General features: G+C 42.9%; 13 protein-coding genes. 7 read left to right on the plus strand and 6 right to left on the minus strand.

What is annotated here, in order from left to right; genetic code table 11:
- Positions 1-121: 121 nt before the first annotated feature.
- The gene (locus PEB0122_RS06955; protein WP_075916232.1) at positions 122-850 is read right to left on the minus strand and encodes a response regulator; all 729 of its coding nucleotides are present in this window, start codon (positions 848-850) and stop codon (positions 122-124) included.
- A gap of 135 nt (positions 851-985) precedes the next feature.
- Here PEB0122_RS06955 and PEB0122_RS06960 point away from each other — a divergent pair, with 135 nt between their 5' ends.
- The 7 genes from PEB0122_RS06960 (at position 986) to PEB0122_RS06990 (ending at position 6,470) form a co-directional block, all read left to right on the plus strand.
- Positions 986-1,714 (plus strand): MtnX-like HAD-IB family phosphatase, encoded by a 729-nt coding sequence (locus PEB0122_RS06960; RefSeq protein ID WP_083639827.1) that lies wholly within the window; start codon positions 986-988, stop codon positions 1,712-1,714.
- Entirely contained in the window at positions 1,711-2,577 is an 867-nt protein-coding gene (locus tag PEB0122_RS06965) for an alpha/beta hydrolase (protein WP_075870357.1), read from the plus strand. The genes PEB0122_RS06960 and PEB0122_RS06965 overlap by 4 nt, the downstream gene beginning before the upstream one ends.
- A gap of 2 nt (positions 2,578-2,579) precedes the next feature.
- Positions 2,580-2,948 (plus strand): EamA family transporter, encoded by a 369-nt coding sequence (locus tag PEB0122_RS06970; RefSeq protein WP_075870358.1) that lies wholly within the window; start codon positions 2,580-2,582, stop codon positions 2,946-2,948.
- The gene (locus tag PEB0122_RS06975) at positions 2,948-3,343 is read left to right on the plus strand and encodes a DMT family transporter (RefSeq protein ID WP_075870359.1); all 396 of its coding nucleotides are present in this window, start codon (positions 2,948-2,950) and stop codon (positions 3,341-3,343) included. The genes PEB0122_RS06970 and PEB0122_RS06975 overlap by 1 nt, the downstream gene beginning before the upstream one ends.
- A 2-nt stretch (positions 3,344-3,345) precedes the next feature.
- Complete coding sequence (locus PEB0122_RS06980; RefSeq protein WP_075916234.1) at positions 3,346-4,542, plus strand: DegT/DnrJ/EryC1/StrS family aminotransferase; 1,197 nt, start codon at positions 3,346-3,348, stop codon at positions 4,540-4,542.
- 5 nt (positions 4,543-4,547) lie between these two features.
- On the plus strand, positions 4,548-5,555 hold the full coding sequence (locus PEB0122_RS06985) for a GlxA family transcriptional regulator (RefSeq protein ID WP_083650271.1): 1,008 nt from the start codon (positions 4,548-4,550) through the stop codon (positions 5,553-5,555).
- Positions 5,556-5,687: 132 nt separating this feature from the next.
- On the plus strand, positions 5,688-6,470 hold the full coding sequence (locus PEB0122_RS06990; RefSeq protein ID WP_075916356.1) for an MBL fold metallo-hydrolase: 783 nt from the start codon (positions 5,688-5,690) through the stop codon (positions 6,468-6,470).
- 178 nt (positions 6,471-6,648) lie between these two features.
- Here the strand turns inward: PEB0122_RS06990 and PEB0122_RS06995 are convergent, their stop codons facing one another.
- The 5 genes from PEB0122_RS06995 to PEB0122_RS11730 all read right to left on the minus strand — a co-directional run.
- A complete protein-coding gene (locus tag PEB0122_RS06995; protein WP_083650255.1) occupies positions 6,649-7,161 on the minus strand; it encodes a DUF2255 family protein in 513 nt (170 codons plus the stop codon).
- A gap of 331 nt (positions 7,162-7,492) precedes the next feature.
- Positions 7,493-8,149 carry a T6SS immunity protein Tdi1 domain-containing protein gene (locus tag PEB0122_RS07000; RefSeq protein ID WP_075916236.1) on the minus strand — a complete coding sequence of 219 codons (657 nt, stop codon included), beginning with the start codon at positions 8,147-8,149 and terminating at the stop codon, positions 7,493-7,495.
- A 163-nt stretch (positions 8,150-8,312) separates the two neighbouring features.
- A complete protein-coding gene (locus tag PEB0122_RS07005) occupies positions 8,313-9,305 on the minus strand; it encodes a hypothetical protein (RefSeq protein ID WP_143238805.1) in 993 nt (330 codons plus the stop codon).
- Between the two features lie 169 nt (positions 9,306-9,474).
- Positions 9,475-10,293: an ankyrin repeat domain-containing protein gene (locus PEB0122_RS07010; RefSeq protein ID WP_143238806.1), complete on the minus strand. Its 819-nt coding sequence runs from the start codon at positions 10,291-10,293 to the stop codon at positions 9,475-9,477.
- Positions 10,294-10,384: 91 nt separating this feature from the next.
- The coding region (locus PEB0122_RS11730; RefSeq protein ID WP_158025423.1) for a hypothetical protein at positions 10,385-11,109 on the minus strand (725 nt) is incomplete at its 5' end.

Consider the following 11,109-nt stretch of genomic DNA (forward strand, 5'->3'; position numbering starts at 1 on the left):
TAGCCCCATTATCCGCTGTTTAACCCGTTGGCAGCTTTTATGCCATTTTATTTGCTTTTTCCTGCTATCTTTTTACGCGGGCTAGCTCCCCATTCTTGGCAATTGCTTCAACCTATTTTTTTCAGTCTCCTTCCCATTGCAGAAAAAGATATCCTTTGGCACGAACTGTCTTGATAAATCTCGGATTTTCAAGGTCATCTCCAAGCCGACGGCGAAGCCTGGAAATGCGTGCATCAATTGACCTATCAAGACCATCAAACTCGATACCACGCAACGCGTTCAATATATCGTCGCGTGATAATATTTGGCCAGCATGACTTGCGAGCAGCCACAGAAGATCGAATTCGGCTGTGGTTAAATCAACCGGTCGATTATCAATCAGCACCGCGCGGTTATCCTTGTCTATGACGAGATTGCCGAAAACAAGTTTGGTGCGTGACGAAAGTGTTGCGTCGCTTTCCGGATGGCTTTCATCGACAATTTCACTTTCTTTGCGCCTTAGAAGTGCGCGTATATGGGCAAGCAAACGGCGTGGCTCGACCGGCTTTGACATATAGTCGTCGGCACCAAGTTCCAATCCGATAATTTCATCAATATCATCCTCGCTTGCCGTCATGATCAATATCGGGCCTTTATAGAAGGGACGCACATCACGGCAAACATCAAAACCGGATTTTCCGGGAAGCATGACATCAAGTATAACGAGATCAGGCAGCAGCTGCTTAATTGCTTCTTCGGCTGTATCACCGCGAGAATGCACCTCTACGTCATAGTTCTGTCGCTTCAGATAGTTGGCGACGAGTTCGGCAAGCCTTGTATCATCTTCTATTATAAGAATTTTTTTGTTCATGCAGGTCTTTCTTTTCCGGTTACAGAAATGCAACAAAGAACGCATAGTCGTCTTTATTGTTTATAGGTAAAAGGTCGCTACGTATCAAGCTGACCAATTTTGTGTTGATGGCTATCATTGGAGATTAAGACGAATATGACAAGAACGTTCCCGAATGCTTTTCAAGCTTTGAGCGCTCCCGTATTCTCACAAGGCCCCATATTTTCCCGTGTCTTTGTCGATTTCGACGGCACGATTGCCGATAATGATGTGACAGACGTTCTTTTGGAAAGATTTGCATCTCCAAACTGGGAATCAATTGAACAGGATTGGCTTTCTGGCAAAATCGGTGCACGCGAATGCATGATGCGACAGATCGCGCTTATAAAAGCCTCACCCGCCGAGCTCAAAAAATGTCTTGATGAAATGAAAATCGATCCGGCTTTTCCGGATTTTGTCCATTTGCTTGACCGACAAGGGGTCGATATTGCCATTTTAAGCGACGGGCTTGATTATAGCATCCGCACGATTTTGAAACGTTATGGCCTCGAAAACGTTAAAGTTTTTGCAAACCGTCTTCTTTATGCGGGCAACAATAATTGGCAGTTACAATTTCCCTACAAAAATGTTGCTTGCCCCGCCGGCAATTGCAAATGCCGCCATTTTGCCAATTCGGGCAACGGATTTACCCTTTATATCGGCGATGGAACATCGGATTTTTGCGCGGCCGGAAAAGCCGACCTTGTACTCGCCAAAGGAAAACTTGCTGATTATTGTGCGGCAAGCGGCATTGACCACATCAAGGTCGATAATTTCGCTGAAATCATGCAAATCTGGCACAAATTGCAGCGGCCGGAAAAAGCCCGCAAAAGGGTGGCTTCATGATTACCGATGTCAGCTTTTTCTATAAAGGTGGTCGGGCTGGCGTTCTTCTCATTCATGGTTTGACAGGCACACCGGCCGAAATGCAAATTCTGGGCAAAGGTTTGCATAAGCACGGTTTTACTGTTTACGGGATGCAACTTGCAGGCCACTGTGGTGATGAAAACGACCTTTTGGCAACCAGCTGGCATGATTGGTATGATAGTGTCATACGTGCGGCAGAACGTCTTTCAGAACATGTTGACACAATGTTTGTCGGCGGACTTTCTATGGGTGCGGTTCTGGCACTCAAATACACCGCCGATCACCCCGAAAATATAAAAGGTGTCGGCGTATATGGTCCGACATTCATTTATGACGGCTGGTCTATCCCGCGTTATATCCAGCGGTCTGTCTTTTTGTTGAAATGGTTCAAAGCACTCGGCATTTTCCAGAAAAGTGTGTTTATCGAACGGCCGCCTTATGGTTTGAAAGACGAGCGCATACGCAAAACCATTTCCGAAAGTATGCTTTCAGGCGACAGTGCCAAAGGTGGACTTGCCGGAAATCCGCTCGGTTCGCTTGCCGAGATGCAAGAACTTGCAAAACAAACCGAGACACAATTGCATGATATAAAAGCTCCCTGCCTTATCATGCATTCAAACCATGATGACATTGCCAATATGGAAACAAATTCGGGACTTGTTGCCCGTTCGGTTTCAGGCCCCGTCAAGATGATACCATTGGAGAACAGCTACCATATGATAACAATTGACCGTGACCGTAAAAAAGTCATTCAGGAAAGTGCCGACTTCTTTGGTGCTTTGTGCACAAAAGATCAATTGGTGCCCCCTGCTGTAAACCCGTTTATTCGCGAGATTGCTTGACAATGAGTTGGCTGATTTTTCTGGTGTGGTTTGGAAATATTGTTTGTGACACTATCGGCCAGCTTGCCTTCAAAGGTGCAGCCACAGAACCGGACGAGGAGAACAAACCTCAGTCGCTTTTCCAATATTGGCTAGCGCTGTTCCGCCAACCACTTCTATGGATCGGAATAATATCCTATGTCGCCGAATTTTTGCTATGGATGGCATTTTTGACATTGGTTCCGCTTTCGGAAGGCATATTGCTCGGCTCAATCAATATCATTGTCATCATGGTATTGGGGCGGCTGTTTTTTGATGAAAAACTCACCTCTATGCGGGTTCTCGGCATCAGCTTTGTTGCCATTGGTGTTGCTATTGTGGGAGCTTTTTAATGCGTCGCTTCTATATATTGGGCTTTTTCTTTTTGATGATGTTCGATACGCTCGGACAGATCAGCTTCAAGCTTTCTGCAACCGCCGCCCTGCCCTTGGAAGCAAGCCTCGGCTGGTTATACCGTATTTTTTCCCATCCTTTTGTCTATTTTGCCATTCTCGGCTATGTCGGGGCATTCTTCACATGGATGACGCTTTTAAGACGCGCACCAGTAGGTCCGGCATTTGCGGCATCGCATCTTGAAGTCGTCACTGTTATGATTGCTTCCGTTCTGATATTCGGCGAAACAATTTCATTGGCACATTTTGCCGGTGCGCTGTTTATTGTTGCGGGCATTGTCTGCCTCGCATTTGCCGAACGTGATGTCATCAAAAAAGAAAACGAGAAATCATAAGAATGACGAGACAAGGCGAAATTCCACCAACCGCCGGTCTCCCTATGGTTTGGCATGATTGGTTGCCAACAAAAAAAGAACTCTGCTCCAATTTGGGCGAATTGTTCGATTTGCCGCCGCTCATTCTGGAATGTTCCGGCACGGCTTCGCTCATTGTTGCCCTTCAAACTCTGGCAAATATGCCCAGGAACGAAGGGCGAAGAGACGTTATCATACCGGCTTATAATTGCCCTCTCGTAGTGCTTGCCATTGCCCATTGCAATTTGACGGTAAAACTTTGTGATACAGCAAAAAACAGTTTCGATTTCGATTTTGATTGTCTCGACAAACTGATTGACGAAAAAACACTGGCTGTTATTCCGGCCCACATTGGCGGCCAATTGGCAGATGTTGAACAATGCGTTCAGATGGCTCATAAAAAAGGTGCTTATGTCATTGAAGACGGGGCACAGGCGCTTGGTTCAGCGGCAGGCAAAACGGGGGATATTGCTTTTTTCAGCCTTGCTGTCGGAAAGGGGCTTACCCTTTATGAGGGCGGCCTTTTAACTTCATCCAATGATGAAATCCGTCTGGCATTAAAGGAAACCCACCAAAAAATAGTAAAACCCCGTTTTTTCTTTGAACTTAAACGCATAAGCGAATTGTTGGGATATTCTATCGCCTATCGTCCGCGGCTTTTGTCACTCGCTTATGGCGTGCCGAGGCGCAAGGAACTTACAGCAGGCAATATAGAGGAAGCGGTCGGTGATGTTTTCGATGACGATATTCCTATCCATCTTGTAAGCTGTTTCAGAATGAAAAGAGGCGCAAATGCCGCTTCAAGGCTCAAACCTTTTTTAGAAGACATAAAAAAACAAGCGCAACGTCGCATCGACAAACTTGAAAAAATTCCCTCAATCACGGTTGTTAAAGGCATTGATGATGAAAAGGCTATTTGGCCATTTATTATGGTGCTTTTTAAAACCGGAGAAGCAAGAGACAAAGCACTTGAAACCTTGTGGCCTTCACCTTATGGCGTCACCCGCCTGTTCGTTCATGCTTTGCCGGATTATTCCTATCTTGAACCTCATTTCAACACGCGTTTTTCAACCCCAAATGCCTGCGATCTTGCGGCGAGAATGTTGACCATATCGAATAGTCCGTGGCTTGATGATGATACGTTTGACAAGATTGTAACAACCATTGCAAGGTCTGTTTGAAAGAAATGAACCGGCTATCGCACGGCTTGCCCAACACGGATGTTGATGAAAATTCAACTTTGAACCGGACACCGAAAACTGTAGCCATTTATGTCATGGAAAATTTCAGCCCGTTTCACATTTCTGTTCCGGTCATGGCCTTCGGTGCGGCTATGCCGGATCAAACTTATTACAAGCCAATCCTGTTTTCGGAAAAAATCGGAATTGTTGAAGGTCAGGATGCTTTTTCAATAAAAGTCGATCACGATCTTAAAAGCCTTGATGACGCTGATATAATCGTCATTCCCTATTGGCCGGATCCTGAACAACCTATCTCTTCCGACCTTAATACAAGTCTTAACAATGAAGCGCGAAAAAATAAAACCATTATGGGGCTTTGTCTTGGCACTTATGTTCTGGCCTTTAGCGGGCTTTTGAAAGGGAAAAAAGCTGCAACGCACTGGGCCTATGAAAAACAGTTTGCCGAACAGTTTCCTGATACGGAAGTCGATTTTAATGCCCTTTATGTTGAAGATGGTAACATCATCACATCCGCCGGTACTGCTGCGGGGATTGATTGTTGTCTTCACCTTATTCGCAAAAATTATGGCGGCGCTGTTGCCAATCATGCTGCGCGTATGATTGTGACGCCACCCCACCGCGAAGGTGGTCAGGCGCAATATCTTGCTACCCCTGTTCCAATATCGACAAGCGACCAACGCATAAATTCACTGCTTGAAACAATCAGAAAAAACCTTGCCTCATCCTATTCTCTCGACACTATGGCCAAGAAGGTCGGTATGAGCCGGCGCACTTTCACCCGCCGCTTTCATCAGGCAACCGGGCGTTCACCAATGGAGTGGCTTATCCATGAAAGGCTGCATTTTTCGAGACACGCATTGGAAACAACAAAACTTTCTATTGAGGAAATTGCGCAAATCGCCGGATTTGCCTCTACCCAATCATTCCGCCGCAGCTTTATTGACGCGTTTCGGGTCACACCTACTAAATGGCGCCAGACGTTTTCAATTTAACCAATAGTTTTATTTTGCCAAAAAACCTTGCTAAATTTTGGCCCGATATGAATGCCTTTTGACCATCAGGCCAGTTTTTATTCAGAAAAAGCATGCTTACATAAACTTCGAGAAATTGAAGAGGTTTTAACCATGAAATTCACATTCATTCGTAACGCAACGGTCATTCTTGATTATGCCGGAAAACACATTTTGATTGATCCGATGCTGGCAGAAAAAGATCGCTATCCCGGACTTCCCGGTACAGTTCATAGCGAGCGGCGGTTTCCACGTGTTGAACTGCCTTTCGACGCCAGAGACATTATCAAAAATGTGGATGCCATTTTTTTAAGTCATACACACCCCGACCATTGGGATGAGGTTGCGACAGGACTTATAGACAAAGAACAAAAAATATTCGTCCAGAACGAAAACGATAAAGAATTTCTTGAGAGCCAAGGTTTCAAAAATCTCGCCGTTCTGCCGCAAAAACTTGATTATGAAAACGGCATTCATGTAACCAAAACTTTATGCCAGCACGGAAGCAATGAAGCATTCAAAAACCATGAGGTTGGTGAAGTTTTAGGCCATGCCACCGGCTTTATATTTGAAGCACCAAATGAACCAACGCTTTATTTTGCAGGCGACACAATATGGATTGACGCTGTCGAGAATAATTTAAAACAATATAAGCCGGAAGTTGTTGTTCTTCATGCAGGTGACGCACAACTTCAAGGCTTCGGTTCAATTATTATGGGCAAGGAGGACGTGGTTCACGCCCATAAGATCGCGCCGCAATCAAAGCTTGTTGCTATCCATATGGAAGCCTGCAACCATGCTGTTTTAAGCCGGAAAGAACTCCGTTCTTATGTTGATAAGGAAGGTATCGGCCAATCGGTTATTATTCCGCTTGAAGGTGACAAACTCGAATTCTAGGTCACTTGCCAGTGAAAAAGTGAAAAAGCGCAACCGGCTTTGAGATTTTCAAATCTAGTCTGTACCTGCTTTTTAAAACCGTATCTTTATTAGAAGGCCAACAGTTCCCTAACTGTCGGCCTTTTATTTGAACTTTCATTCGCCTGTATTTTCAAAAGCGATAACCAGCAATGTGCCATCAGGCTTTTATGATTTTGATTGTCGCAGCTTTCGCTCTCTCGCCCACCATTGCTCCGACATAAGGGCTTGGATTATATTTTTTGTGATAAGCCTCATCAATTTGATTGAGAACCGCCGGGTCTTTGACGGCTTCATAATGAACAGATTCGGTCTTTCCGGCCACAATAATTTTTCCGCTTTTTTGTTTGATTGCAGCCTGATACCAGCGTGAGGACGTGCCGCTATAGGCACGCACATAAAGGCCGCCATCAACGACAACTTCCCAAATCCACACAGGCGTGCCTGTTGTCTTAAAATCCTCATGATAGGGAGCCATTTTGAGATCATCGGCTGCATCAATCGCCGCAAGCTCGTTCTTTGTCCACCCCACTTGAAATATATCGGCAAAATGAACGTATTTTCCAAGGCCGAGAACAGTTGCAGATTTCTTGTGGAACTCATCACTTCGACATCCAGGCGAATATTTTAAAATATATATAATCCACCATACAATACGCGTCGGTATTGACATCCGTTCTTTCTTCCATAAAACCGATATTTTCTCAAGACTATCATCATTAAAAGAATTCAATTATGTTTAATATCATTATGTCCATCAATCGTTCAATTACCGACGTATTTTTATTTTTAAATTAAAATACTGATTTTTTTAATAACCATTTGTGAACATGCTTTTAATGTGTAATTAACGTTTTATTTTATATATACAGATATTTCCGATATTATAAGAAAATACCTATTTTTATCGTGTTTTATTTTCATGTTACAAATATAATATCCATTTTTTGTTGAATACATAAAACAACATTTTTATACAAACTCTATTTAAATCGTCTTTTTCGTTATCCTATATTGCGCGCGTTAACATATCCTTCATTTGACATCCCCGTCAGCGTAAATGCGGCAAGCTGTGAAAGTATTGCAAAGTGTTCCCGTGCTTCCACTTTTTTAATATTTTCAATTTTGTTCATAAAACTTTCTCCACCGCCAACAAGTGCTAATGCCGGGAAAAATCCATAACATTGACCGCAATTGAGCATTCTATAACGCTCTATGCATCTCTCCAACAACGGCTCATTATAATAATCGAAATACTCAATGGAATCACGAGGAGGCAATAACCCTGATGCCATATGATCCAATGAGGCTTTTACCTCTTGTTTATAGACCAAATATCCACAAAATATTCTGCAATTGATTAGATCTATTCGAATATAATTCAGTTTATTTGACCAACAATACAATACACCAAAAGCAGAGTAACCATAAACATGAACATCTTTGTGGTAAAAGTCTTTATCAGTGCCGAATATAAGAGCCGAGATAGAGCGCATGTCGTCGGGATCGCATAATTGAAACCCTCTGTTGAAAAATGAACAAAATCCGAATGCATCCAAAAATTGCGCAAATGAATGTGGAAATATCTCATGCATTCGCGATGAAACGTCCGGCGAAAGAAGCAAACTGTCAATCGGAAGTCTATTTTTTTCAGAAAACATTGTATGTTTTCATGAAATTGACTGATCATTTACACCTTCTAAGTTCAACGTTTAATTTTCCGTGGCTAAGCCCGTTCTTTTCTTTTTGCGGGTCTTCATACTTAATAATATAGTTTTCGGGATAGTATAGTTTTCGGGCTAAAAATCGGTACTCGAACCTTCCCTATCGGATAGGAGGGTTGCCAGGAAAATCTATGCGCTCCCATGCAGAGCCATCAAAGTGTAAAATATCCTTTAGACCAACGATCCATAGGTCTTCATCTGTACATGTGACTGTATGGGCATCATGTTGCGTTTCAGGCGTTAACCCAGTGACAAGTTTCGTTAAGGTGTTGTTCTCGTAGACATAAGCGCCTACATCCCAGCCGCCGCCATGGCTTGCAAGATAAATTTTGTCTTTGAACTTTGCCATACTGACAAAATTATGAGTTCCTTTTATACCCGGCATCCGGGTAAAACCAGACTTTGCATTGCCTCTTAAAAGCGTACCATGATCGCCACTAATCCAGATAGTGTCCTCATCCTCTATCAAAATCGAAACGAGACTTGTACCTTCGACTTGCTCAATAAGCTGCATCGTGGTTCCATTCCAAAAATTGATACAACCAGCAGTGTCAACAATATAAATTGCGTCCTCCCGAAGCCCTTTAACATCAAAAATAATGGCAATGTTGCGAAAAGGTGTTGTTTCTAATGGCTGATAAAAGGTCTCATCCAACATCTTCCATACACCATCGTCAGAACGACGGTAAAGCTGACGCGCTTCCCCATAAGCATAAACATGATTATTGATAATGGTCATGCCATAAAGGCGACCTCGTCCGGAATTCTCACCTTCAATGCCTGCACCCGGAATTTTTTCAATTGTCTTTCCACCATTTTCCCGAATAATAAAATCACCTTCGACAGACAAAACACAAGTTCTTCTGTAATCATTGTCAATTCTTTGAATGAAACCTATATCTGTAAGAAACATGTCGTAATCATCCCCGCTCCAAGGTTCAGAAAAATATGTTTGATACATTAAGAAACTAGAAAATGGATAATACGCATCAGAGAGATATTCTAAATTACCGCAATTTTCGTCTGGTCGACAGATTACTGTCAAGTCTTTACCTCTCCAACCGCACTTCGCTCTGATAATATCGTAATTCATTTTATTCTTGTCCTTTATAAGTGTTTGGACCATTCAATTTATTATGAGCAGGGCTTCCCGGCTTTGGTGGATTTCTTGTGGTTCGTCCTAAAGCGTTCCGGGTTGTTTCATTCATGCTTTTATTAACTTCATCAATAATCTGGCCACTATTGCCGTTCTTCATTCCGTCTCATATCCGCTCGCCCGTTACAGGATCAGTAAAATGACCTGCTTGAAGGTCTTTCCAAGGAATGGAACCACCAAAAATTCTTTTCGTTGAATCATTGTCAGTAATTTCCGGATAGCGAACCAATAATTTTTCGGCATTCAGCTTGGCATATCGGTTACGTCGCACAGATAATAAATCACCACTACCATGGGGTTCCAGTGATCCGAGCATTCGATTAATATAAGCGACCGGTCTCTGATCAAGATAGCCTTCATCAATCAAGTCACTCAAACACCTCTGCCCCTCGGGATAAGGATCTGCCGCCAAAACGACTGCAGCAGAATATCCTATTTCATCATGAGGTTCAAAAACATCCCCACCTGCTTTGGCAACCATTTTCACGCCGGTATAATTTTCTGATATCGCTATGTTAGATAAAACATAAAAATTTGTATGATGATTAGGATCGCCTCCATGTTTGAGATAACTAGCCAAAATAGTATTAACAAAGACAGGGGTGAAACCTGTTTTGTCCTCAGGATTATACATCGAAAAATAGTAGGCAAAGTCGCGAGTAGAGCCAGAAGAAGGACTATCAACCATATAGGGATCAGCTCCTGCTTCCAATAAAACATCAATCGCTTGAGCGTTGAAGACTTCCAAAGCAAAAAACAATAGCGTGATTTCAGCGGAATAACGCTTGTTTAACGACCCCTCCGGCAAGGCTTTTATGTCATCAATTGTAATTGGCTGTTGTGCCTCAATGCGTTGAGCCAAACTATAAAGCTGTGGTCCTTCCTTTTTAAAATATTTATCAGCCTCTTTAACCGGGGAGATCATGCTTTTTTCAGCATATGACGGTGCAGAAATCATGAAACATGTAACAAACATCAAGCATAAAAAGGTTATATTAAACCATCGTTTGCCCATTTCATTCTCCTATCCTCTTACCGGTTTCAGGATCAGTAAAATGACCTGCTTGAAGGTCTTTCCATGGAATGGGACCACCAAAAATATCTAATGTTGAATCATTGTCAGTAATTTCCGGATAGCGAACCAATAATTTTTCGGCATTCAACTTGGCATATCGGTTACGTCGCACAGATAAATCGCCACTACCATCGGGCTCTAATGATCCGAGCATTCTTTCAATATAAGCGACCGGTCTTTGATCAAGATAGCCTTCATCAATCAAATCACTCAAACACTTTTGCCCTTCGGGATAATCATTTCGTGCCAAAACAACTGCCGCAGAATATCCTATTTCATCATGAGGTTGAAAAACATCCCCACCTGCTTTGGCAACCATTTTCACGCCGGTATAATTTTTCGACATCGCTATTCTGGATAAAAAAGGTATATTATTCCGGTTGTTTGGATCACCACCATGTTTGAGGTAACTAGCCAAAATGGCATTAACAAAGGCAGGGGTAAAACCTGTTTTGTCCTCAGGATTGTACATCGCAAAATAAAAAGTAAAATCACGCCCAGAACCGGAGGAGGGAGTATCAATCATATAGGGATCAGCTCCTGCTTCCAATAAAACATCAATCGCTTGAGCGTTGAAGACTTCCAAAGCAAAAAACAATAGCGTGATTTCAGCGGAATAGCGCTTGTTTAACGACCCCTCCGGCAAGGCTTTTATGTCATCAATTG

This window comes from Ditibartonella apis, assembly GCF_001952075.1.
Taxonomy (GTDB): domain Bacteria; phylum Pseudomonadota; class Alphaproteobacteria; order Rhizobiales; family Rhizobiaceae; genus Bartonella; species Bartonella apis.

Coding starts and splice junctions, on each gene's coding strand:
- PEB0122_RS06955 (WP_075916232.1), bottom strand. CDS start 850: ATGAACAAAAAAATTCTTATAATAGAAGATGATACAAGGCTTGCCGAA.
- PEB0122_RS06960 (WP_083639827.1), top strand. CDS start 986: ATGACAAGAACGTTCCCGAATGCTTTTCAAGCTTTGAGCGCTCCCGTA.
- PEB0122_RS06965 (WP_075870357.1), top strand. CDS start 1,711: ATGATTACCGATGTCAGCTTTTTCTATAAAGGTGGTCGGGCTGGCGTT.
- PEB0122_RS06970 (WP_075870358.1), top strand. CDS start 2,580: ATGAGTTGGCTGATTTTTCTGGTGTGGTTTGGAAATATTGTTTGTGAC.
- PEB0122_RS06975 (WP_075870359.1), top strand. CDS start 2,948: ATGCGTCGCTTCTATATATTGGGCTTTTTCTTTTTGATGATGTTCGAT.
- PEB0122_RS06980 (WP_075916234.1), top strand. CDS start 3,346: ATGACGAGACAAGGCGAAATTCCACCAACCGCCGGTCTCCCTATGGTT.
- PEB0122_RS06985 (WP_083650271.1), top strand. CDS start 4,548: ATGAACCGGCTATCGCACGGCTTGCCCAACACGGATGTTGATGAAAAT.
- PEB0122_RS06990 (WP_075916356.1), top strand. CDS start 5,688: ATGAAATTCACATTCATTCGTAACGCAACGGTCATTCTTGATTATGCC.
- PEB0122_RS06995 (WP_083650255.1), bottom strand. CDS start 7,161: ATGTCAATACCGACGCGTATTGTATGGTGGATTATATATATTTTAAAA.
- PEB0122_RS07000 (WP_075916236.1), bottom strand. CDS start 8,149: ATGTTTTCTGAAAAAAATAGACTTCCGATTGACAGTTTGCTTCTTTCG.
- PEB0122_RS07005 (WP_143238805.1), bottom strand. CDS start 9,305: ATGAATTACGATATTATCAGAGCGAAGTGCGGTTGGAGAGGTAAAGAC.
- PEB0122_RS07010 (WP_143238806.1), bottom strand. CDS start 10,293: ATGATCTCCCCGGTTAAAGAGGCTGATAAATATTTTAAAAAGGAAGGA.